A 24,853-nucleotide genomic window follows, 5' to 3' on the forward strand; every position below is an offset into this window, starting at 1 on the left:
AACCTTCTTTAATAGTCTTTACTTTTATAATAAGTACGCGCTAAAATATAACTGTTAGTTGAATTGGCTATCCATATTATAAAAATCAATAATATAACTTTAATAGTATTGATTGAAAATTCATTTTGCCAAGCAAAACCAATCAACAACAACATTGCGCCACTGGAATCTGCAATACCTGCAGCATGTAGTCTAGTATAGAAATCAGGAAATACTACTACTCCTACGCTTGAAATGACTATTAAACAAACACCTAAAAATATGAGAATGGATGCTACCATAAATTATCAAAACAACATTAATCTCATTAGCGCTATAGTTGATATAAAGCTGATGCTAGCATATAGTAATGCTATATCAATTAAAAAAAAATCATTCAGAACAATCGATATTGCTGTTATGAGTAAAACTAATTGTGTTGATAAATTATTGAATGCTAAAATCTTATTGTAAACGTCACTTGACCTAAATACTATACAACATAACATTACACTCATACAGAACAAAAGCACATAGATAGCAATACTAATCATTTATAAACTATTATAACCTCTGTAGATTTCTAAATCGGTACTTCTTCACCACTATCTTGATCATCTATTTCATCATCGTGGCTTTCTTGACTTACATCCAGACTTGTGTTAAGTTGATGATCAGAAAAATTTAACAAATTTGCTAGCTTACTTGGACTATTAATATAAGTATTATCTGTTTTTCCTTTCATGTGCTCCTTGCACCTTTTCACCAAAAGGTTAAACAACTCATGAGTATTCACCTTCTTTTCTGCTATTTCATATAAAGAAACTATCGTATCCTTATGATCTTTAAACTTAACCATTTCAACGGGATCGCTTGCCCCTGTACTCAAATCATGCGTTCTTTGACTTGCTAGCAGAACCAATTTAAAACGGTTGTGTACCTGTTCTACACACTTTTCTACAATAGACTCAACCATAAAATACCACCTTGATAAGCTTTATACTATATCACAAAAAATAAGATGTCAACTTCAGATCTATTGAGATCCAATTCTACATTCTACTTTTTCTTCTTTAGCTTTTACTGATTGATTTTCTGTTATTGTAATTGTTATTTCATGATCAAGCTTTTTCAAAAAACCTAACAGTCTCTCTAAAGAAAAACCACTTGTCTTACCACTTTTAATTTGTGACACCTTTGGTTGATCAATACCAAGTTTCTCAGCCGCACAAGCTTGAGTCCAAGTATTTTTTCCTATAATTTTACTTATTATGCTCAGCAATTTTTTTTTTATTGCTTCACTATCCAGATTGTTTAATGATATTGTTTCCATAATTTTTACTCTCACATACCAACTAGCTTTATTAAATATTATATCATAATATTTAATATACCAATATATTAATAGTATATAACTTGTCAATAACTATCTGATACTCAAAATTTTAAATTGACTATAATTTTTATCAAAATACTAGTAATTTCAAACTATTATTTTGTAAAAAACTTACTATTAAAGAGAATAAGTTGAAATTGCAAAGTTTAAAATACAGAAATAATCATTTTACAAACTCGTTTTAGAGACTGTACATGATCTCAAGAAAGGAATAAAGCAGGAGATAGAGTATGTAAATTATGAAAACAGAGCAAGATGAGTAGGAGAAAAACTGAGTAGAGTTCTGTAGAAAGAAAAAAAAATCAAGAAGATTTAGGATATATTTTACATAGTGTTACAGGTCCTAAAAAGTGGCTTCAGTGAATCAACAATGTTTTCAAAATGGCAAGATTATTTTAATAAATGAAGTAAAAAACATAGCGGAAGTAAAGAAAGTGTTTTGAAATATATATAAAAAAGTAATTGCAAAGAAACAAATAAAAGGATGTAACTGTAGAAATCTTTGCCGTATTGTCAAAAGGTAAGTCTCTAATACTCTTATAGAAAAGTGTAGACAATTGTGATAAGCAAAATTCAATACTAGCTTACAAATCGTCTTCTTGCTTCCACCGCTTTGCTTCTAAAAAGATTATGAATAGACCCTTATATCCGAAATTTATACCTCTATATTTTAATATAGGGATTCATTTCAATTTTTAAAGTTTCTATTTAATAAGAATGCTATATCATATTCGTAATTTAATTTAAATATCTGTTGCTTCTGAAATACTATTTGGTTAGTAAATAAAATCATGTCTAATACAGAAAAAATGAAAAAGGATGTTGCTGTAATTATGGGAAGCGAGTCGGATTATGGCACTATGGTGCATGCTATTAACCTATTAAAAGAATTGGAAATTTCACATGATGTATTTATAATATCCGCACACAGAACACCAGAGAGACTCTTTAATTTTACTAAGTCTGCTCAAGAAAAAGGCTTTAAGGTTATTATAGCTGGTGCAGGAGGAGCGGCTCATTTACCTGGTATGACTGCATCGCTTACTTATTTACCTGTTATCGGTATTCCTGTGCATAGCAAGCAATTAAATGGGCTAGATAGTCTATTATCTATAGTGCAGATGCCAAAAGGTGTTCCAGTTGCAACAATGTCTATAGGAGAGAGTGGAGCATGCAATGCCGCTATTACTGCTGCATCTATATTGTCGATTTCTAATAGTGAAATTGCAGATAGATTAAAAAAATGGAGAGAGGGGCAAACTAAAGCAGTAAAAGAAAAACCAACATTATAATGGCAATAGTTCTTTTAGATACAAAAACCATAAATCGTATAGCAGCAGGAGAGGTAATAGAAAGGCCTGCAAGTGTGGTAAAGGAATTAGTGGAAAATGCAATAGATGCCAGAAGCTCAGAGATAGAAATTAAGATAGAAAGTGGTGGGCGTAACCTCATTACTGTAATCGATGATGGTAGCGGAGTAAAAAAGGATGATTTAGAACTTGCGTTTATGCGCCATGCTACTTCAAAATTGAGTGACAGTGAATTGATAGAGATCAAGCATCTTGGCTTTAGAGGAGAAGCTTTGCCTTCAATTGCAGCAGTAAGCAGAATAAAATTATCATCTAAGGCAAGCAAAGCAGATCAAGCATGGTCTATAAGGTATGAGGGGGGAGAAAAAATAGGAGAGCTTGTTCCTTATCCTTTATCGATAGGAACATATATTGAAGTACGAGATTTATTTTTTGCCACACCAAATAGACTAAAATTTCTCAAAACCGAAAGGGCAGAAACACAAAGCATTGTTGATATTGTAAACAACTTAGCAATGATCAATTATGGAATTGAGTTTACTCTTATCTCCGATAATAAGAAGCTTCTTAAGTATGCTAAGCAGAACTCATTATTTAGCAGGCTATGCGAAGTAGAAGAAGAATTTCATGAAAACTCTTTGCAAATTAGTGAAGAAGAAGATGGCATTAGACTTACAGGATACATCTGTAAACCTACTGTCAATCGTAGCAATTCAACTCAGATCTATACATTTGTTAATGGTAGACCAATTAAAGATAATCTACTTATTGGTGCAATTCGTTATGCGTATCACGACCTTATTCCAAGCAATAGATATCCTTTTGCAGCGCTGCACTTAGAGATACCGTATGATCAAGTTGATGTAAATGTGCATCCAAATAAATCAGAGGTAAGGTTTCAGAACAAGAGGCTAATATATGAAATAGTGAGAAGAGGGCTAATAAAAGTGCTATCAAAGAGAATAGATCTTGCAGAAACTGTATTGGCTCAGAATGGAACAAAAACGAATCATCTATCATCAGATCCTTTTAGTAAGTCTAGTCTTAAAAATGAATTTTATGGAAGAAGGTCGGATCCTTTTGAAAACCAGTTAATGAGAAAATTTACTTCTCCAAATATAGAGACAAAAAGCTTATCAGAACATTCAAAATCGTTTGATTATACTGGTATGCAAAAATCTCCTCCACGAGCAGAAACTACAATTTTGGAAAGGAAACAAACCGATCTAATAAGGGACTATCCACTTGGGTTTGCACACTGTCAAATCTACAATACTTATATTATTGCCGAGGTAAGAGACAAACTAATTATAGTAGATCAGCATGCAGCCCATGAAAGACTAGTATACGAGTGCTTAAAGGAGAAATCAAGTATAAAAAGACAAAAACTTCTTTTGCCTGAAATGGTTGAAATCAAAAGTCAAGCCGGTATGGAAATGATAGAAGTTTATAAGGATAAGCTTTTCGAAATGGGCTTTGATATCGAAATTAAATCAGAAAATGCGATCATAGTAAAAGAAATACCTGCAATCTTAGGGTCAATAGATGTGAAGAAAATGCTAATTGATATAGTGGATAGATTAATAGAAATAGAAGATACTCTACCTATAGAGGATAAAATAAATAAAATACTAGCTACAATTGCTTGTCATGGATCAATTAGAGCAGGTAGAAAGATGAAATTAGAGGAGATGAATGAGTTGTTGAGGCAAATAGAAAAAACACCATATTCTGGACAATGCAATCACGGAAGACCAACCTATATAGAAATGAAATTAAGCGATATTGAAAAGTTATTTGAGCGAAGGTAAGAAATTGTCACAAATGTGTATAGATTATACAACCCTAGTTTCGTCATCTCAAAACTCAGATACACAATTGTTCGAACATTGCAATTTGCAGGTAATTTGTATAGTAGATAATGTCATTCTATTACTTGACGATGATTTATTATGCAGCTACTTGATTAAAATTAAGTTTCCTAAATCCCAGGCATTGTCTTTTATGTTAATAATTAATATACAACTAAAGATACTTATCAAAAACGACAATAAAGAATTCAAAAAAAGCCAGAAATTCTGTAGAATTGACCATATAATATAGAGAAAAAGGAAGTGTATGATCACATCCTTCACTCCGATCATTAATCTGCAAACAAAATAGTTTTGCATTTTTTGATAAGATTAAGTAATATCAGCGTATTAGTTATACAATTAATAATTTTTATGGATGAGCGTAATCCTTGGAATCTTGGAAAGAAACCGTCAGGTTCAAGTAATGAAGATATTTTAAGTAAAGCTGTGTCTGATATAAGATGCTTTTTTAATGGCTTAACCAGAAATAGAGGGAAAAAACCTTATTTCATCATTTTTATTGTTTTGTTGTTTTATTTTTGTACTGGTTTCTATATTGTCCATCCGAGTGAGGAAGGTATAGAACTTACTTTTGGCAAATATTCCAATACAGAAACATCTGGTTTGCGTTATCACTTTCCCTACCCTATTGGTAAGGTTTTTAAAGTGAATGTTAAAGAAGTAAATCGTGAAGAAATTGGGATAAGCAGCTCTTATGGGCGAGATACAGATCGTGGTGAAGGAGTGATGCTTACCGGAGATGAGAATATAGTCAACGTTAACTTTGAGGTCCAGTGGCGAGTTAGAGATGCCAAAGATTATTTATTCAAAGTGCGGGATTATAAACCTGGTTTCAGCGTTAAAAATGCTGCTGAAAGTGCTATGAGAGAAATAATAGGTAAAAATACGATCTCTTTTGCACTCGAAGGTCAAGGTAGGGCTGAAATCTCCAGAGATACTAGAATTTTATTGCAACAGATTCTTGATGGATATCAAATGGGTATAGAAATTTTATCTGTTCAAATGAAAAAAATTGACCCACCAGAAAAAGTGATTAGCTCATTTAGGGATGTACAAAGTGCTCGTGCAGATAAGGAGCGTACTATAAACGAAGCATATGCTTACAGTAATGATATTATACCTCGTGCAAAAGGTGAAGCAATAAAGATAAAATTAGATGCAGAAGCATATGAGAACGAAATAATAAATGAAGCGAAAGGTAATGCAAATCGCTTTTTATCTCTTTATGAAGAATATAGACAAAATCCTTCTCTTGTTAAGAATCGTATTTATCTTGAAACTATGGAAAATATTTTTAGCAAGGTAGATAAATTTGTTATAACAGACGATCTGAAAGGTATGTTCTCTTATTTACCTCTTACAAATCTAGGAAAATAGTCATGAGTAGTAATATTAAAATTGTTTTTGCTTTTGTATTTGTTGCATTATTGATTGCATTATCTAATTCAATCTTTGTTGTTCAAGAAACAAAACAAGCAATAGTTATACAACTCGGTAAAGTCGTAAAAGATGTTAGGGACAGTGGTTTATATTTTAAATTGCCATTTATAAATAACGTAGAATTTCTTGATAAGAGAATTTTAGATCTAAGTCCTGATAAAACTCCAAGGGAAGTGATAACTGCAGATCAAAAGCGTATTATAGTAGATGCTTATGCAAAATATAAAATAATAGATCCTATCACTTTTTATCAGACTGTGAAAAATGAATCAGGGCTAGTTAGAAGATTATATCCTGTCATAGAAGCTCACATAAGGGAGAATATAGGAAGATTTTCATTAATTAGTTTATTGAATGAAAAGAGATCAGAAGTTATGCAATTAATTCAACGTGGAGTTTATTCTGAAGCTGGAAAATTTGGCATAGAGATAATAGATGTAAGAATTAAGAGAGCAGATCTACCAGAAGAAAATAGTTCTGCAATATTCCGCCGCATGCAAACTGAAAGAGAAAAGGAAGCAAAAGAAATTAGAGCAGAAGGAGAACAAGCTGGACAAGAAATTAGATCAAAAGCTGATAAATTAAAAAGGGGAATTGTCTCTAGTGCAGTAAAAGAATCACATGAAATAAGAGGCCGTGGTTATGCTGAAGCAACTAGAATCTATAATGAGGCATTCAAGGTTGATGAAGAGTTTTTTAACTTTTATCGCTCTATGAAAGCTTACAGTAAATCATTTGCTGAGGGTAATACTAAATTTGTGCTTTCACCAAATAATAATTTCTTAGATATTTTGAACAAGGGATGGAAATAGTTTATGAAAAGTAAAGCATTTATTTTATCTATATTTGCATATTTTTTAATTTCATTTTCTTCATATGCTAATCTGTTTGCAAAAACAGTTGCAGATCCTGTATGTAGTTGTAATAAAGGGCTTGCTGATATAGTGGAAGAACTTATTCCTGCAGTTGTAAATATTTCAAGTGAACAAATAATTAAACAAGAAAATAACAATAGAACTAAAATCCCTTTTACGCCAAGAAATAATTTCTTTGATGACTTTAGAGAATTTTTCGAGCATTTTGATCAATTTTTCGATAGAGCTCCTAGCATTAATAGAGAAGTGACGTTACTTGGGTCTGGATTTATTATAGATAAAAGTGGAACCATAGTAACCAACTATCACGTTATTAAAAATGCCCAAGATATTACAGTTACTATGAACGATAATACTTATTTCAAAGCAGAAGTTTTAGGCTATGATGCAAAAACTGATCTTGCTGTGCTTAAGATTAATTCTGATAAAGATCTTCCTTTTGTTGAATTTGGTAATTCTGATAAAGCAAGAGTTGGTGATACAGTTATTGCAATAGGCAACCCTTTTGGTTTAGGTGGCTCTGTAAGTACAGGAATTGTGTCTGCAAGATCTAGAGACATTAGTATTGGTACTATGAATGAATTTATTCAAACTGATGCTGCAATTAATAGAGGTAACTCAGGGGGACCACTATTTCATCTAAATGGAAAAGTTATAGGCATTAATACTGCTATTTATTCCCCATCTGAATCTGGCGGTAACGTGGGTATAGGCTTTGCTATACCATCTAATCTAGCTATTTCAATTATTGACACATTAAAAAGTGGTAAAAAAATAAAACATGGTTGGCTTGGCGTGCAAGTTCAGCCTATAACAAAAGAATTTGCTGAATCCTTGAGTTTAAAAGATATCAAAGGTGCATTAGTTGCAAGCATAGTAAAGGGCAGTCCTGCAGAGAAAGGAGGAATCAAAGTAGGTGATATACTATTAGAGTTTGACGGCAAAAAAATTGATAGAATGACGCAATTACCTCATATGGTTTCACGAACTGAGCCCGGAAAGAAAGTACAGGTTAAGTTACTTAGAAAAGGTAAAGAAGTCAATATCAAGGTTGCAATCGAGGAATCTACAAATGATGATTCAGGTAATAATCAAGAAGAAAATAAATCAACATCTAGTTATATAAGTGGTTTAACCGTTTCAAATTTGCCAAAAGAACTAAAAAACAATGCACCCACAAAGGGTGTAGTAGTTACTAGTGTAGATAGTAGTAGTAATTCTACACTACGTGTTATTAAGAAAGGTGATATAATTATTCAACTAGATGGAATCGATATTGAAAATACTAATGATTTTCAAAAACAAATTGATTCAGCAGTAAAAAAAGACGGCAAAGATTCAGTAATGCTGCTTATTTACCGCAACGGCAATCAATTTTTCACCTCAATCAAATTGAAGAAGTAGCTATTTATCTAGCTGGTCATGAAAAAATTGCTTGACAAATTTAACTAGCTTCTTTATCCTGAGGGTAAGGGTGTTTCTGTAGATTAATAAAATTTGTCCCTATACTGAAAACCTTTCCAACGAGGTTATGGAAGAACTAGATTTCAGTATCAAGCACTGGAACGATATCATCCATAAGATGAAAGAGCTGGAGTGGTAAGAAGTTCGATAATACAAAGCATTTTTATGCTCAGTTGTAAAAAAACAACTTTCTTTCACAAGTTAATTTATAACTAAATTAGTGTAAAATATAATTATATTTACTGATCATCAGTATTAATCAATAATTAATACCCATAAATTAATTATATCTAATCGCAAAGGGAGGTGGAGATGCGTTTTAAACTAGAAAAGGAAGATATTCCACAAAAAGATTGTAATAATAGAACTGGTCGTAGGATACCTGCACAAATAAGATTAAATAACAAAACAACATTTAGCCTGCCTAGTGTATCTTACATTATCATCGACAACAATATTGGCCTGAGTTTTCAAATTTGGGATTTGAAGCATGACGTGGCAAGTATACTAAACAACTTATCTGAATGGCCACAATTAAAGCTAGAAAGGGTAGGAAATGATTACAAATTCGCTTTAGTTACTACCTCTGATCAACCTTATTATTATTACTATGATGGCAAAAATACTATCATAGCTACTATTGATCGTATACCTCATGGTTACACAAATGGTTTACATGTTAAGGCATATAATCGTGAAAGCTGTAGTACTTATTATGAACTGCTAGAAAATAGGAAGGTTTTAATAGATCCAAAAGACATAATTAGTAGCGAAAATGTCAGTCTTATTTTGGAAGATCTTAAAAGTTCACCTGATAAAAGACTCAAAATAAAAATAGGAGACTATTTGTTTAAAGAATCAAGAAATATATACAAATTATATAGGAGCGCTCAGGTATATGATTCAATTGGTAGAAAAGTTGGCATATTGAATGATATCAATTCAGCATTTACTCGTATAAGCAATACATTCGAGTTATTCCCTTTTCATGAAATGGAGAGCTTGAACGCACAAGATACCTATTTTGCAGTAAAAAAGTTAGGCAATAGTTATGTTGGTTGCATATCGTATGAAAATAGCACATGCAAAAATTTTTATAATTTTAACCCTAATTCTTTTGGGTATGAGCACGACAATAGACCAGGTCCATATCCTTATTATTATAACTTAGAAAATTTTGATAACTTTTTGGAGGTTGATGTGAATATTCAAGAACATATAAATTTAGAAACAGAAATTGAACTTTTAAAACGCAGAATAGACAGATTAGAACGTACTGGTGTACAAGGTCCTAAAGGTGAGCCAGGTGAAAGGGGACAAAAAGGTGATAGAGGCTTCGATGGAGCGCCTGGTCCTCAAGGTAACAAGGGGGATACTGGATCGTCAGGTGCGCATGGATCAAAAGGTGATCAAGGACCTAAAGGAGAAAAAGGGAATCAAGGCACTAATGGAATAACTCCAAGTATTAGTCAAGTTGTTACCGAATTTTCTTCTAACAGAGCCCATCTATATCCTTTAGCAGCAGCTATAATGGAAGAAGATCAGAGTAATTCCATGGGATTTTCAGAAAGAATAGCACATCTTTTTGGTGAGCGTGTAAAGCGAGAAGATTCTTTAAAAGCGTTAGTTAAAGGCGTACAAGGTCCTCCAGGCCAAAAGGGCGAACCAGGTCGTAACGGTCAACGGGGGTTAAAGGGCGAACAAGGTCCCAAAGGTAATAAGGGTGACCGAGGTTTTCCTGGTCCAGAAGGTTCTAAAGGAAATACTGGCTCAAAAGGTGAGAAGGGAGATGCCTCAAGTGCTATAGAAATTGCAACTGAATTAGTTACCAGTAAAAAAGCTGAGCTAGGAGAAGCAGTTCTTAACGCAAATGGTATCAAAGGTGAAAATCTTGCAACTCAGATTGCCGGTAAAATTAATCTTAATTCGCAGGAACTTGTGAATAAAATTGATGTAGCAAAACTTACTGAAGGAGTAGTAAGTAAACTTTCTTTAGAGGAAGCAAAAAACATTATAAAAGATACTGTGAGTAAGATAACAAGCGATGCCACAAAGAAAAATAATCCCGATCCTATAGCCTTCCAAAAATATGAAAAATTTGCAGAAAAGCTTGCTAAACTACTTGTTGATAGAAGCAGTATGAGCGAGATAGAAGCTCACAATCTTATAAAAGGTAAGGTGAGCGATTGGGCACTTGCTAAGTATCTTCTGCTTCATAGTGATTTAAATAATCAGCCAAAGGCTCTAGAAATCGTGAAGCAAGAAATAGACAAGGAAAAATTAGTTGAGTATTTGCTTGAGTATGCCAAATTAAAAGGCGATGTGAATGCAGCAAAAACAATAGTTGAAAATATTGTTCATCAGTTCTTTGACACTCAAAAAGTAGGTGAATTAGGAAGAGCAGTACTAGAAGCAAAAGATGATCAAGATAAAAAAGTGCTGGTAAATGATCCAGTCTTACGTGAAGGAATAGCAGAAGAATTGAGACAAAATCCAGGAAAGATAAAAGGTCCCAAAGGAGATACTGGTTCTAAAGGTGATAAAGGAGATACCGGAACAGATGGATTGCCAGGTGCACAAGGTCCTAAGGGAGAGCCAGGCATAAAAGGTGAGCCAGGCATAAAAGGTGAGCCAGGTATAAATGGAACAAAGGGAGATATTGGTCCTAAAGGATTAGACGGAGCCATGGGAATAAAAGGTGATATGGGTGAGAAAGGAAAGATAGGTTCTAAAGGTGACAAAGGAGATACTGGGTCTAAAGGTGATAAAGGTAGAGATGCAAGTCCTGAAGAAGTTGCACAAAAATTAATTAATAATGGCACTATTGCTAATCAGGTGCTTGAATATCGTGACCAAGGCGGAGATTTAGTATTAGAGAAGCAAGTTGCAGGAAGAATTATTAGTAATCAAGATATTCAAACAGGAATAGCCATTGCATTAGCTGATAACAGAATGGAAGAGCTAGCAGATGTGTTACTAAGTGATTCTAATCATACATTAGTAGAAAACCTTGCAAATAATACCGAGCTAACACAAAGCATTGCAGAAGAACTAAGGAAAAATCCAGGAGAAGTCCAAGGTCCAAAGGGAGAAAAAGGAGATATAGGTCCTAAAGGATTAGACGGAGCCATGGGAATAAAAGGTGATATGGGTGAGAAAGGAGAGATAGGTTCCAAAGGTGACAAAGGAAAACCAGGCACGAATGGGCTGCAAGGTCCAGAAGGTCCTAAGGGAGAGCCAGGTATGAGGGGCTTCAATGGTACGCAAGGTCTTACAGGTAACAAGGGTGAGCCGGGTATAGAAGGATTAAAAGGAGATATAGGACCTCAAGGTATAAAAGGTGAGCCAGGTATAAATGGAACAAAGGGAGATATAGGTCCTAAAGGATTAGACGGAGCCATGGGAATAAAAGGTGATATGGGTGAGAAAGGAGAACCAGGTGCAAATGGATTGCAAGGTCCAGAAGGTCCTAAGGGAGAGCCAGGTCTGAGGGGCTTCAATGGTACGCAAGGTCTTACAGGTAACAAGGGTGAGCCGGGTATAGAAGGATTAAAAGGAGATATAGGACCTCAAGGTATAAAAGGTGAGTCAGGTATAAATGGAACAAAGGGAGATATAGGTCCTAAAGGATTAGACGGAGCCATGGGAATAAAAGGTGATATGGGTGAGAAAGGAGAACCAGGTGCAAATGGATTGCAAGGTCCAGAAGGTCCTAAGGGAGAGCCAGGTCTGAGGGGCTTCAATGGTACGCAAGGTCTTACAGGTAACAAGGGTGAGCCGGGTATAGAAGGATTAAAAGGAGATATAGGACCTCAAGGTATAAAAGGTGAGCCAGGTATAAATGGAACAAAGGGAGATATTGGTCCTAAAGGATTAGACGGAGCCATGGGAATAAAAGGTGATATGGGTGAGAAAGGAGAGATAGGTTCTAAAGGTGACAAAGGAGAACCAGGTGCGAATGGGTTGCAAGGACCTAAGGGAGAGATAGGTTTGCAAGGACCTAAAGGTCAAGTTGGTAGATCTGGTCTTAAGGGTATGCCAGGTCCACAAGGTCCAAAAGGAGATACCGGAGCTCCAGGTGCGAATGGATTGCCAGGTTCCAAGGGAGAAGATGGAATAGGTGCTACATTAGCTGATCAGTTTTTACGTGAGATAAGAAAAGCAAAAAATGAAACTCTGGATGCTAAAAAAGCAGCAGAGGCAGCTAAAAATGCTTCAGAAGGTTTTGCCAAACAAGCTAAAGATACGGAAGATAAGGTTAAAATACTACACAATCAAACAGTGAATCTTACAGGAGAAGCTGAAGATTCTGCTGATCAAGCACTTCAATCCGCAGAAAATGCGGAAGCATTGCATAGTAGCGTAAGAGATATGTTTTGTACAACAAATCCTGCAGATCAAGTTTGTAGTGCACGCAGAAGAAGGAGGGAAACTAAAAAATCATCAGTGACAAGCGGAGCAAGCAGACCAACTTCATTTATATCTCAAGTAATAAATTTCTTTTACCCTGCGGTAGGACAGGACAAATATAAAGTAAAAAATGAAATAGAGGAGCTTAATCGAGTGACAAAAATAATAGATGCAGTAGATATTGTAAAAAAATTGGGAATGTTCAAAAAAGTGTGTCAAACCGAAAAAAAAGTAATAAATTGATATAAAAAATGGAGGTTTGATATGAGTCAAGCAAATAGAACTACTGGTTTGGTAGATTATAAAGAATTAGAAACAAATATCCTGTCATCTATACGAGAAGGAAGACCATTGACAGGAAGAGATGGAGCATTAACACCGTTTATAAAAAGGCTGCTAGAGGCAAGTCTGGAAGGTGAAATAGAAAGCCACATGTCAGCTAAAAGTGAAGAAAATAACCGAAGAAATGGAAGGAATGCAAAAACTTTACGTACAAGTTCAGGCTCATTTGAACTATTAACACCAAGAGACAGAGAAGGAAGCTTTGAACCGCAAATAGTCAAAAAAAGGCAAACAAGCCTACATCCAGAACTTGAAGCAAAGGTCTTAAGTACATACGCCAGTGGCATGGGATACAGAGACATAGCTTCACACGTTGAGGAAATATATGACCATAAAATATCAGCAGCAGAGATATCCAATATTACTGATAAACTGCTACCAATAATCAATGAATGGCGCAGCCGTCCATTGCAATCAGTGTATCCAATAGTGTTCATGGATGGCATGTTTTTTAAGGTCAAGGAGGACGGACATTGCGTAAGTAAATGCATGTATAATATATTGGGTATAAATCAAAATGGCAGAAAAGAAGTATTAGGTTTTTATCTGGCTGAAAGTGAGGGAGCTAACTTCTGGTTGGGAGTTTTAAATGACCTCAAAGAAAGAGGAGTAGAAGATATTCTGATTGCATGTGTAGATGGGCTAAAAAGCTTTCCTGCAGCCATCAACAGTGTATTTCCCAGTGCAGAAGTGCAGCTATGTATAGTACACCAAATAAGAAATTCTCTGAAATATGTATCCAGTAAAGATGTAAAAGTTTTCATGAATGATCTGAAAAAAATATATCGTGCTTCAAGTAAAGAAATTGCTGAGAATTATCTGCTTGAGCTGGAAGAAAAATGGGGAGAAAAGTATCCTTTAGTTATAAAATCCTGGCAGAACAATTGGGAAAACTTATCCAGTTATTTTAAGTATTCTGGGCCAGTTAGGAAGCTGATTTACACCACTAATCCAATTGAGGGGTTGCATAGACAAATCAGGAAATTTACTAAAACTAAGGGTTCATTTACTAGTACAAATGCCTTGTACAAACAGGTATATTGTGCTATAAAAAAGGTAGAGCAAAGGTGGATTATGGCTCTCCCTAATTGGGCTTTAACTATGTCTCAACTTGATATTTTCTTTCCAGATAGATTGAAAATTGAGTTGAACTAAAAATGCGGCTTGACACACTTTTTTGAACGTTCCCTGCAATTAAAGAAAAGGGCTTCATAATTATATTAAGCAAATTATCGAAAAAAGAGCTCGGTTGCTCTTCATTTGTCGATACTCTATTTTGTGTAGGTTCTGCATAAGGAAGATGTCCATTATCAGCAGCTTCAATTTTTACATCACTTTCGGGAACGTTCAAAAAAGTGTGTCAAGCCGCATTTTTAGTTCAACTCAATTTTCAATCTATCTGGAAAGAAAATATCAAGTTGAGACATAGTTAAAGCCCAATTAGGGAGAGCCATAATCCACCTTTGCTCTACCTTTTTTATAGCACAATATACCTGTTTGTACAAGGCATTTGTACTAGTAAATGAACCCTTAGTTTTAGTAAATTTCCTGATTTGTCTATGCAACCCCTCAATTGGATTAGTGGTGTAAATCAGCTTCCTAACTGGCCCAGAATACTTAAAATAACTGGATAAGTTTTCCCAATTGTTCTGCCAGGATTTTATAACTAAAGGATACTTTTCTCCCCATTTTTCTTCCAGCTCAAGCAGATAATTCTCAGCAATTTCTTTACTTGAAGCACGATATATTTTTTTCAGATCATTCATGAAAACTTTTACATCTTTACTGGATACATATTTCAGAGAATTTCTTATTTGGTGTACTATACATAGCTGCACTTCTGCACTGGGAAATACACTGTTGATGGCTGCAGGAAAGCTTTTTAGCCCATCTACACATGCAATCAGAATATCTTCTACTCCTCTTTCTTTGAGGTCATTTAAAACTCCCAACCAGAAGTTAGCTCCCTCACTTTCAGCCAGATAAAAACCTAATACTTCTTTTCTGCCATTTTGATTTATACCCAATATATTATACATGCATTTACTTACGCAATGTCCGTCCTCCTTGACCTTAAAAAACATGCCATCCATGAACACTATTGGATACACTGATTGCAATGGACGGCTGCGCCATTCATTGATTATTGGTAGCAGTTTATCAGTAATATTGGATATCTCTGCTGCTGATATTTTATGGTCATATATTTCCTCAACGTGTGAAGCTATGTCTCTGTATCCCATGCCACTGGCGTATGTACTTAAGACCTTTGCTTCAAGTTCTGGATGTAGGCTTGTTTGCCTTTTTTTGACTATTTGCGGTTCAAAGCTTCCTTCTCTGTCTCTTGGTGTTAATAGTTCAAATGAGCCTGAACTTGTACGTAAAGTTTTTGCATTCCTTCCATTTCTTCGGTTATTTTCTTCACTTTTAGCTGACATGTGGCTTTCTATTTCACCTTCCAGACTTGCCTCTAGCAGCCTTTTTATAAACGGTGTTAATGCTCCATCTCTTCCTGTCAATGGTCTTCCTTCTCGTATAGATGACAGGATATTTGTTTCTAATTCTTTATAATCTACCAAACCAGTAGTTCTATTTGCTTGACTCATATCAAACCTCCATTTTTTATATCAATTTATTACTTTTTTTTCGGTTTGACACACTTTTTTGAACATTCCCTTTTAATCCAGTAGAACTGCAGTCAACCATTATCAATAAGTCATTACTTAATGATGAAAATCATAATGAGTTGTTGAAGTTCTTGTGTGTAGCTGCGAAAAAATCATTACCTGATTACAAACAAACTAGTAAATGTTTGGCTACTTTCAAAGATCATATGGAAAAAAGATTAAATGAGCAGCAAAGAGCTTTCGTTAATACTGAAAAAATAGTGGCAGATAATGAGCAGCCAAGGAGTTTTATGAGTTATGTCTCTCCTCCTAGTAGCCTAAGTGCCATTAATCAGCAAGTTGTTGGTTATTTAAGGTAATATCATGGAAAAACATATATTTAAAATAGAGGATAAAAATCCGCTCTATAAAAAATTGATTAAACTTCCTGCTGAATATTATATATTAAACAAAAATAGTAAGGTTATCAATTCACATATTGGTACAATTAAAGTAGAGGATATTAATGGTTTGAAGTTAAAGAAGCAGGGAGATAAAATATCTTTATATGAAGGAAACTTACCCCTGCAGGCAGAAAGATCTGATGAAAGTGGAAACTCTATTAAAGAGGATCTTATTGTAGAACAAGAAGCTATAATAAGTACAAATAGAAACAATATTATAGAAAAGCTTGAATCAAAACCTATCTTGATTTCGCTTTACAACATAAAAGATAGTCCTAACTTTGGCCTCAAATTGTCTGGTAGAGATATAACTGGAGTACTCAATTTTATCAATTTTAACGATGAAAATGACCCAGTACTACAAAAAATTCAAGAAGAAAAAGGTGGACTTTATTTTACAATAGAAGGTGATTATATCTATATATCAGATGAAGAAGGAAAATGTCTTCCAGTATGTGAAGATGGTAGTTGCTATAAGTATCAATACACAAAAAATGAGCATGATATATTAGAAATTAGTGAGATATCAACAATAATAAAAAACTTAACTAAAACTGAGCAATGCAGTGCACCAGCTAAGGCAGGGCAGAATTTTACTTTGCAAAAGGGAAAAGAATTATCGGATAATATCTATCAAGCAGATATCATGTTAAACGGTAAGCTTGTAGCTACTTTACCAAAAATAGGTTACTGCATGCTTGATGACCAATTGGTCATACATAATCACGTTACAGAAGAAGAGATAAAAATTCCTAGAAACTTTCATTATCTTAAAGTCGTTAAGTCTAGTAATAATGATGATTATAAATTAACATTTTGTAATTTCTTAGGTAATGAGTTTTTTGAACATAAAAAGTATGATTCTCAATACTCAAATGTTCCAGATGAATACCAGTATACAAGTTTAAACTATATGAAAAAGGGATATAAGCCAAATTTCTGCAAGTTGCTTAACGATAAACCATCTTTTTTTATTGCAAAAGGAACTACTAATCAAGATTCTTCAGGCCACTGCCCAGCTGATGTATTTGAATTAACAAAAAGTGAGAAAATGGCTACATTAATTGATCAATTTGGCTTTTTCAATAAAGAGGGTAAGTTTCAATATTGTGATTACCATACAAAAGCAGATTACGATGTTTATGATTCTTATAAAATTAATAAAGAGTACAAAACAACAGATGAATTTCTCTTCAATGATGACATAGTTCTTTATACTATTCCAGAGCTATCTTAACCACGCACAAAGTATATTATAATTGCTTTTTAAAAGTGAATTTAGTAGAATTCAAAGAAGTGTAAGGGTATATTTTTTTAGTATTTAATCTAAATAAAATTGTTCTCAGTTTAAAATCGATATAAGACAGTAAGATGAAAAAAATTGAAATCTCAGAATTACTCAAAAGAATTGCTATCTGTTTACTATGCATAGCAATTATGGTCTCTATTGCTCTTTTGTTTGCCTATATGCATACAATGTTTCTCAGTAAAGGATATGAGCTGGCTGCACATTATATTAGCGAAGCTATGCCTTCTGTGTTACTCACTGTTTTCTTTTTTATCGCTTGGTTTATATATGATCAAATATTTAGTAAAATGAAGGAAGTAGAGCTGCCTATAGAAATAGAATTAGCTAATTCAGATAATAAAACAACATTTGCTAATGTTATAATTGACGATTCCTTAAAACAACGATTGCAGATTATTTGCTGTAACCAAATGACAGAAGAAATGCGTGAGATGTTTGGAAGTGAAAGTATTAACTCACTAAAAGGTTATATACTGCACGGCCCTCCTGGAAATGGTAAAACACTTATCGCCCGCGCAATTGCAGGTGAATCAAATATGAATTTTATAAGTATCTCAGGTCCAGAACTTATTGGAGTATATATTGGTCATGGTGCACATGCTGTACGCGAGCTTTTTAAAGTAGCGAGAAAATATTCTCCTTGTATAGTATTCATAGATGAAATAGATGCAGTTGCCCAAAAAAGAAGTACCGCTAATAACTCAGCTTACCACTGTCGAGAGAGCTTAACACAGTTACTAACTGAAATAGATGGATTTAAGAGCAGAAAAGATATAATAGTAATTGGTGCAACTAACCTGGTCAATGAGATAGATCCAGCACTTATTAGGCCTGGACGCTTAGGTCAAAGGGTTCATATACCTAATCCAAATGTGGAAACGAGACAAAAGATATTGGAGCTTTATACCAAAAATACAAAAACTGATGGAAGGCTAAATATTCAAGATATTGCAGAAAAAACAGAAGGCTATTCTGGAGCTGAGTTAGAACAACTAGTTAATGAAGCAAAAATATACGCTGCTCTTGAAAGAAAGTCCAAGGTAGTGAGTAAGGAAGATTTCAACCACGCGTTTCAAAAGCTAAATCCAGTACAAGAAAGAGGGAGAATAACATTAGCTTCATGTCAGACACAGACGACAGAAGCCCATTTTGTACAATAAAAACTGGAAGTGTAGCAAGATGTGCCAAATTTCGTTATTGAAAATAAAATTTAAAACTTGCTATCATTTTGCCACTCGTTAGTACCACGGTGGTTTTGTAATAGAACGCAAGCTGCAAAAACTTAAGGAAAAAATGGTCAGTGCTTGACACTGGCATCTAGTTCTTTCTATCAAAAATGCTGTAAAGTGTTCACCAATTTAGTTGGATCCCAGTACTGGAATGATATTATGAAGACCTAGCAGTTTATGACGGTGTCATTCCAGCGCGTGGCGCTGGAATCTAGTTCTTATACCAATTCCCACTATGCAAAGAACAGATAGACAATAATGGGAAAGAAGTGATAATAAAGTAGATAAAATAGAGAGGTATAAATGGCATTAAGGTCAAAACTATTAGACGAAAAAGTTGTAAATTTGGCGAAAGAAATGTTAAAAAAGGTCAGAAATAACGCATATGTTTCAAAAAAGTTACAAGCGGTGATAGCAGGAAAAGAAAGTAGTATAAGCGCTGTGGCAAGAATATGTAAAATTTCAAGGACTGCTTTGACTGAATGGATAAAGCATCTAAAATTTGGTAGAGTAGAAAGATTATTTGCCCCGTCTCAGCGGCGAAGAAAAAGCAAATTAAAGAAAAATCAACGTGAGCAAATTGAAATATGGGTAGAAAGAAATCCAAATATTACTATTAAGGAAGTGCAGATAAAAATCTCAGAGGAATTTGGCCTAAACATTAGCAAATCAACAGTGCACCGTGAGATACAAAGGATGAAATTTTCTTATATAACACCGAGGCCAATGCACCATAAACAAGATAAAAACAAGCAAGAAGAGTTTAAAAAATACTTCAATAAAATAGTCAATTCCCACCCTGAAAAAGAGGTGTTTTTTTGATGAATCACGATTTGGAACTCATTCAAAAATCGGACACGGATGGTTTAAAAAAGGGGTCAGAACGCAGGTTAAAATGAAAATTGGTAGACAAAATTTCTATATCTACAGTGCGGTAAATCCAAGAAGTGGTAAGAAAATCAGCCTACTTGCTCCATATGTAAACACTGATTGTATGAATATATTTCTGGAGCAGATGTCGAAAGATTTAGGCACGAAAAAAGCCTTTCTTGTAATGGATTGTGCAAGTTGGCATAGATCAAAAAGTTTGAAATTTCAGGAAAACATTACCATTATATACTTGCCTCCTTATTCACCGGAACTGAATCCTGTTGAGAGGTTGTGGCAATATATCAAATACAATACTTTACGTAACAGAGTCTACGATACCATAGGCTTACTTGCAGATGTTCTGTGTAATTTTATTGTCAGTATTTCCAGCACTACTATTAAACGAGTTTGTAATGTTTCTTATTTGTTCGATTAGTAATGGAATTTGGTATTATTACCTGAGTCTTCTGGGTCCCAGTACTCGTATGACAAGAAAAGGGAGTATTGGTTTCAGCATTAGCCATGCATCTGGATCCCAGTATCAAGTACTGGGATGATAAGAGAAAGAGGACACTGGGATGAAATTATGAAGGCCGGGATAAACACTATGAGGACTGGAATGACATTATGAAGGCCTAGCAGTTTATGACGGTGTCATTCCAGTGTGGAATCCAGCTTTTTTGTAACTTCATTGAAAATATCGTATAGCTATTTGTTCACAATTAATTCTTCTGGATCCCAGTACTCGGATGACAAGAAAAGAAACACTGGTTTCAATATTTGCATGCATCTGAACAGATACAGATGGCTAAAATGTTGAAAAAAGCATATGCGTCAAAAGTTTAAAGCTCGCTACCCTAGACTTCTTTGACTTGTTAAGAAAGGTCTTTTTTCCCCAGATTCTATTGTCACATGCTGAAATGACATCTCTTGCTTCTTCATGTAATTATGCAAAAAGTCCTTTGAATTTTTACAGCTTGAAAAATCTTTATAAAATTTACTTTCTTTAAATGCTTTAACTTTCTCTTCATTATTTAGTGAGCCATGTTTAGAAAAATATTCATCTGTCGCTTGAATATATAAATTAATCAGCTCAGGAAAAGTGTAATCAGTTTTGTTGGAAGATTTTAAGCACGTAATTGGCAATTTATGTATATCTTTCTCAGCTTTTTTAGGATCAATATATTCATCATTTTTTCTTAATATTGTATACTGCTTGAAAAATTCTTCATATTCCTCAAAATCTTCAAATACTTCTTTTTTTTGGTAATCTTTTCTTCTACCGCTTTGATCTATTTTTTCTATTTCTGTTGCAAGTTGCGCTGGCTGTTTTATCGTTTTATCTCCCTCTCGATTAAAGTACATTGTATAAGGAGTAATTGAATTTACGATTTTATATGTCTTCCAGTGGCAGCCAAAAATCTTTAGTACCAATTTGATTATCGGAGCAAGAAAAATTTTTAATTTTGCTATGAATCCAAAATAATAAAGAGAAGCTTGTTTAAGTGAACTTGCAGCATTGCTAACGATGCATCTTAAATGTATATCCTTATACTTAAAATTTTTATGAACCTCTGCAGCCACATGTCCACCTAGGCAGTCTCCAAACAATATGATATCATCTGGCTTTATACCTTTTTCCAATAAGTTAGTTACAACTGCTATACCAGATTTAACTCTATTGCTACGTATCAATGAACTGTTTTTACTTAAACCAAGTCCAGGATAATTAAAAAGATGTACAGTTATCCCTTGCTCTGTGGCCCAATTCCAATTTTGGGAATAATCTTTACCAGGGCTTAACGCTCTATTTCCACCAATAAAGTATATCAGATGTTTTTCACCTCGATTATTGTTTTGATTTTTACCAAGAAGCGTAATTGTCTCTATTTTTATCCCGTTTTGAGTTTTTATAAATTCTCTCTCAGTTTGCTCTCTTGTTTCTTTCATATTTTAACTCTCACTATAATTATACAAAAAAATCTTAAAAAATCAACAAAATCTCAATTTTATGAACAATATAAACTTTTTAAAATTCATTGAATTATGCTTTCAAACGGTAGTGCCGGGGTGTGAGTATAATGATTATCAATATATAAAAGTCATAGCAGACAGGCTTGAAGCAGCAAGCGCTGGTGAAGCAAGAAGAATAATATTCAATATGCCGCCGCGTTCAATGAAGTCCATTTGTGTAAGTGTTGCATGGCCCGCATGGATACTCGGAAATCAGCCAACTGCAAGAATAATAGTTGCAAGTTATTCTCGGCTCCTCAGCGAAAAGCACTCACTCGATACAAGGTGCATAATGCAATCTGATTGGTATAGAGAGCTATTTCCGAAAGTAGAATTATGCAAAGATCAAAACACTAAATATAAATTTCAAACAGTGCAAAGAGGATGTAGGATTGCAACCTCAGTTGGGGGAACATTAACCGGTGAAGGTGGAGATTTCATTATCGTGGATGATCCACTAAGTCCCGCACAAGCTTTGAGCGAAACATTTAGAAAGCGTGCTGCAAACTGGTTTGATCAGGCTTTAGTAACCAGGCTCAACGACAGAAAAAAAGGAGTTATCGTTCTTGTGATGCACAGACTCCATTTAGCATCGAACAAAATGAATCTGTCAAACCAGGAAGAAACTCATCAATTTAAGTTTCTAGTAGTTTTAAGTATAGTTGTGAAGGAAGCGCCTCATGCAGTTATAACCGGAATCTTCACTGGTGCCATAAGTGCCCGTCGTTTAGCATGGTTTTGGAGGAACGGTCAAATCATTGATGGAGTCCTTAGACTACCTCGGTTAGGAGATTGTATTATATCAACCGTCCCAAGCTGAAGTGTTTCCCTGCTATAAATTATATGAAGGAGTTACCATGAAAAAAACAAAAAGTAAATTAGAAATAATGAACCCTAACGCAGCAGGAATAGATGTTGGTTCAGCTATACATTATGTGTGTGTGCCAGAAGGAAGTGATGAACAGCATATACAAAAATTTAGCTGTTTTACAGAGGATCTTCATAACATAGCAAAATGGCTAAAAAAGTGTGAAGTTACTACAGTAGCCATGGAGTCAACCGGAGTGTACTGGATTCCTTTGTTTCAAGTACTTGAATCATATGGACTTGAAGTAAAACTTGCAAATGCAAGACATGTAAAAAATGTACCTGGAAGAAAGTCAGATGTCCAGGACTGCCAATGGCTTCAACAACTACACAGTTATGGGTTAATCGAAGGATCATTTAGGCCAGATAATCAAATGTGTGTATTGCGTAGTTATGTGCGGCAACGTAAAAACTTAATTGAAAATGCTGCTACACATATTAATCGTATGCAAAAGGTGTTGGTACAAATGAATATTCATTTACATAAAGTAATAAGCGATATCACTGGCGTCACAGGAATGCAAATTATTAAAGCAATAGTAGAAGGTGAAAAGAATCCCGAGAAGCTAGCTGAATTCAGAAGTGTGAATATGAAGAACGATAAAGCTACTATAGCAAAAGCATTAACAGGCGATTATAGAGAAGAACATTTATTTGTACTGAAACAAGAATATACAGCATATACTTTTTTTCAAGAGCAAATAACTGAATGTGATAAAAGCATAGAAAATTACTATAAAACATTTGAAACAAAGTCCGATGAGAGTAAAGAGTTAGGTAAGGAAAAAAACAAGTCTAGAAAAGGCAGACCAAACTTCACCTTGCGTGAGAAATTGTATAGGATAACCGGAATAGATTTTACTAAAATTCCTGGATTTGATATACTAACTGTACAAACTATTATTTCAGAAGTTGGCATTAACCATAATAAGTGGCAATCAGAAAAGCACTTTACTTCATGGTTAGGACTTAGCCCTGCTAACAAGATCACAGGAGAAAAAGTATTTGGGACAAAAACTCGTAAAGTCATTAATCGCGCTACAAATGCCCTGCGAATGGCTGCTTATGCTGTGGGAAATAGCAAAAGTGCATTAGGTGCATATTGTAGGAGATTAAAAAGACGGCTAGGAGCAATAAAAGCAATTACTGCCACAGCAAGAAAATTAGCATGTATTTTTTACCAAATGTTGAAATATGGACAAGAGTATGTGGAAAAAGGAATGAGTTATTATGAAACACGCTACAAAGAGAAAATTGTGAAAAATTTGATCAAAAAAGCGCAGGAGTTTGGCTACACACTAGTTCAACAAGAAGAGTTGATTAATGGAGTTTCTTATACCAAATTCCATTACTAATCGAACAAATAAGAAACATTACAAACTCGTTTAATAGTAGTGCTGGAAATACTGACAATAAAATTACACAGAACATCTGCAAGTAAGCCTATGGTATCGTAGACTCTGTTACGTAAAGTATTGTATTTGATATATTGCCACAACCTCTCAACAGGATTCAGTTCCGGTGAATAAGGAGGCAAGTATATAATGGTAATGTTTTCCTGAAATTTCAAACTTTTTGATCTATGCCAACTTGCACAATCCATTACAAGAAAGGCTTTTTTCGTGCCTAAATCTTTCGACATCTGCTCCAGAAATATATTCATACAATCAGTGTTTACATATGGAGCAAGTAGGCTGATTTTCTTACCACTTCTTGGATTTACCGCACTGTAGATATAGAAATTTTGTCTACCAATTTTCATTTTAACCTGCGTTCTGACCCCTTTTTTAAACCATCCGTGTCCGATTTTTGAATGAGTTCCAAATCGTGATTCATCAAAAAAACACCTCTTTTTCAGGGTGGGAATTGACTATTTTATTGAAGTATTTTTTAAACTCTTCTTGCTTGTTTTTATCTTGTTTATGGTGCATTGGCCTCGGTGTTATATAAGAAAATTTCATCCTTTGTATCTCACGGTGCACTGTTGATTTGCTAATGTTTAGGCCAAATTCCTCTGAGATTTTTATCTGCACTTCCTTAATAGTAATATTTGGATTTCTTTCTACCCATATTTCAATTTGCTCACGTTGATTTTTCTTTAATTTGCTTTTTCTTCGCCGCTGAGACGGGGCAAATAATCTTTCTACTCTACCAAATTTTAGATGCTTTATCCATTCAGTCAAAGCAGTCCTTGAAATTTTACATATTCTTGCCACAGCGCTTATACTACTTTCTTTTCCTGCTATCACCGCTTGTAACTTTTTTGAAACATATGCGTTATTTCTGACCTTTTTTAACATTTCTTTCGCCAAATTTACAACTTTTTCGTCTAATAGTTTTGACCTTAATGCCATTTATACCTCTCTATTTTATCTACTTTATTATCACTTCTTTCCCATTATTGT

General features: G+C 34.4%; 20 protein-coding genes and 1 pseudogene. 13 read left to right on the forward strand and 8 right to left on the reverse strand.

Annotation, left to right across the window (positions count from 1 at the left end):
- Window positions 1-8: 8 nt before the first annotated feature.
- From mnhG to OPR35_RS05985, 4 genes are read right to left on the reverse strand one after another with little or no spacing between them, the layout of a single operon-like run.
- Window positions 9-281: a monovalent cation/H(+) antiporter subunit G gene (gene mnhG / locus OPR35_RS05970; protein ID WP_012481981.1), complete on the reverse strand. Its 273-nt coding sequence runs from the start codon at window positions 279-281 to the stop codon at window positions 9-11.
- 6 nt (window positions 282-287) lie between these two features.
- A complete protein-coding gene (locus OPR35_RS05975) occupies window positions 288-533 on the reverse strand; it encodes a monovalent cation/H+ antiporter complex subunit F (RefSeq protein WP_012481980.1) in 246 nt (81 codons plus the stop codon).
- A gap of 29 nt (window positions 534-562) precedes the next feature.
- Complete coding sequence (rpoZ, locus tag OPR35_RS05980) at window positions 563-955, reverse strand: DNA-directed RNA polymerase subunit omega (RefSeq protein WP_213863893.1); 393 nt, start codon at window positions 953-955, stop codon at window positions 563-565.
- A gap of 60 nt (window positions 956-1,015) precedes the next feature.
- Window positions 1,016-1,312, reverse strand: a complete 297-nt coding sequence (locus OPR35_RS05985; RefSeq protein WP_064085421.1) for a helix-turn-helix domain-containing protein — start codon at window positions 1,310-1,312, stop codon at window positions 1,016-1,018.
- A gap of 854 nt (window positions 1,313-2,166) precedes the next feature.
- Here OPR35_RS05985 and purE point away from each other — a divergent pair.
- The 7 genes from purE (at window position 2,167) to OPR35_RS06020 (ending at window position 14,245) form a co-directional block, all read left to right on the forward strand.
- Window positions 2,167-2,667, forward strand: coding sequence for a 5-(carboxyamino)imidazole ribonucleotide mutase (purE, locus tag OPR35_RS05990; protein WP_007302433.1), 501 nt, complete (start codon window positions 2,167-2,169; stop codon window positions 2,665-2,667).
- The gene (mutL, locus tag OPR35_RS05995; protein ID WP_265024797.1) at window positions 2,667-4,496 is read left to right on the forward strand and encodes a DNA mismatch repair endonuclease MutL; all 1,830 of its coding nucleotides are present in this window, start codon (window positions 2,667-2,669) and stop codon (window positions 4,494-4,496) included. Before purE ends, mutL begins: the two co-directional genes overlap by 1 nt.
- Window positions 4,497-4,910: 414 nt before the next feature.
- Window positions 4,911-5,936 (forward strand): FtsH protease activity modulator HflK, encoded by a 1,026-nt coding sequence (hflK, locus tag OPR35_RS06000; protein WP_019236880.1) that lies wholly within the window; start codon window positions 4,911-4,913, stop codon window positions 5,934-5,936.
- Window positions 5,937-5,938: 2 nt separating this feature from the next.
- Complete coding sequence (gene hflC, locus OPR35_RS06005; protein WP_007302430.1) at window positions 5,939-6,811, forward strand: protease modulator HflC; 873 nt, start codon at window positions 5,939-5,941, stop codon at window positions 6,809-6,811.
- Window positions 6,812-6,814: 3 nt separating this feature from the next.
- Complete coding sequence (locus OPR35_RS06010) at window positions 6,815-8,278, forward strand: DegQ family serine endoprotease (RefSeq protein ID WP_264684857.1); 1,464 nt, start codon at window positions 6,815-6,817, stop codon at window positions 8,276-8,278.
- A 372-nt stretch (window positions 8,279-8,650) separates the two neighbouring features.
- Window positions 8,651-12,991 (forward strand): collagen-like protein, encoded by a 4,341-nt coding sequence (locus OPR35_RS06015; RefSeq protein ID WP_265024798.1) that lies wholly within the window; start codon window positions 8,651-8,653, stop codon window positions 12,989-12,991.
- A gap of 21 nt (window positions 12,992-13,012) precedes the next feature.
- A complete protein-coding gene (locus OPR35_RS06020) occupies window positions 13,013-14,245 on the forward strand; it encodes an IS256 family transposase (RefSeq protein WP_265024688.1) in 1,233 nt (410 codons plus the stop codon).
- On the opposite strand, the gene OPR35_RS06025 is transcribed toward OPR35_RS06020, so the two are convergent.
- Window positions 14,190-14,441 carry a hypothetical protein gene (locus tag OPR35_RS06025; RefSeq protein ID WP_265024799.1) on the reverse strand — a complete coding sequence of 84 codons (252 nt, stop codon included), beginning with the start codon at window positions 14,439-14,441 and terminating at the stop codon, window positions 14,190-14,192. The two genes, OPR35_RS06020 and OPR35_RS06025, sit on opposite strands and share 56 nt — an antisense overlap.
- Before the next feature lie 22 nt (window positions 14,442-14,463).
- Window positions 14,464-15,696, reverse strand: a complete 1,233-nt coding sequence (locus OPR35_RS06030; protein WP_265024688.1) for an IS256 family transposase — start codon at window positions 15,694-15,696, stop codon at window positions 14,464-14,466.
- A gap of 140 nt (window positions 15,697-15,836) precedes the next feature.
- Here OPR35_RS06030 and OPR35_RS06035 point away from each other — a divergent pair, with 140 nt between their 5' ends.
- The 4 genes from OPR35_RS06035 (at window position 15,837) to OPR35_RS06050 (ending at window position 20,004) form a co-directional block, all read left to right on the forward strand.
- Complete coding sequence (locus OPR35_RS06035) at window positions 15,837-16,076, forward strand: hypothetical protein (protein WP_265024800.1); 240 nt, start codon at window positions 15,837-15,839, stop codon at window positions 16,074-16,076.
- 4 nt (window positions 16,077-16,080) lie between these two features.
- Window positions 16,081-17,397: a hypothetical protein gene (locus tag OPR35_RS06040; protein ID WP_262986218.1), complete on the forward strand. Its 1,317-nt coding sequence runs from the start codon at window positions 16,081-16,083 to the stop codon at window positions 17,395-17,397.
- 239 nt (window positions 17,398-17,636) lie between these two features.
- Window positions 17,637-18,629, forward strand: a complete 993-nt coding sequence (locus OPR35_RS06045) for an AAA family ATPase (protein WP_264376519.1) — start codon at window positions 17,637-17,639, stop codon at window positions 18,627-18,629.
- Window positions 18,630-19,001: 372 nt separating this feature from the next.
- A protein-coding gene (locus tag OPR35_RS06050; RefSeq protein ID WP_230608967.1) for an IS630 family transposase occupies window positions 19,002-20,004 on the forward strand; the annotation gives its coding sequence in 2 pieces (ribosomal slippage) (window positions 19,002-19,511 and window positions 19,513-20,004; 1,002 coding nt in all).
- Between the two features lie 416 nt (window positions 20,005-20,420).
- On the opposite strand, the gene OPR35_RS06055 is transcribed toward OPR35_RS06050, so the two are convergent.
- Window positions 20,421-21,518: an alpha/beta hydrolase family protein gene (locus tag OPR35_RS06055; protein WP_052264664.1), complete on the reverse strand. Its 1,098-nt coding sequence runs from the start codon at window positions 21,516-21,518 to the stop codon at window positions 20,421-20,423.
- A 61-nt stretch (window positions 21,519-21,579) separates the two neighbouring features.
- Here OPR35_RS06055 and OPR35_RS06060 point away from each other — a divergent pair.
- Window positions 21,580-22,170, forward strand: a pseudogene (locus OPR35_RS06060) (phage terminase large subunit); the annotation flags it as partial.
- A gap of 268 nt (window positions 22,171-22,438) precedes the next feature.
- Complete coding sequence (locus OPR35_RS06065; protein WP_265024801.1) at window positions 22,439-23,803, forward strand: IS110 family RNA-guided transposase; 1,365 nt, start codon at window positions 22,439-22,441, stop codon at window positions 23,801-23,803.
- On the opposite strand, the gene OPR35_RS06070 is transcribed toward OPR35_RS06065, so the two are convergent.
- A protein-coding gene (locus tag OPR35_RS06070; protein WP_230608967.1) for an IS630 family transposase occupies window positions 23,800-24,802 on the reverse strand; the annotation gives its coding sequence in 2 pieces (ribosomal slippage) (window positions 23,800-24,291 and window positions 24,293-24,802; 1,002 coding nt in all). The two genes, OPR35_RS06065 and OPR35_RS06070, sit on opposite strands and share 4 nt — an antisense overlap.
- Window positions 24,803-24,853 lie beyond the last annotated feature (51 nt).

Origin of the sequence: Wolbachia endosymbiont (group B) of Protocalliphora azurea (assembly GCF_947251865.1) — a bacterium.
Classification (GTDB): Bacteria; Pseudomonadota; Alphaproteobacteria; order Rickettsiales; family Anaplasmataceae; genus Wolbachia.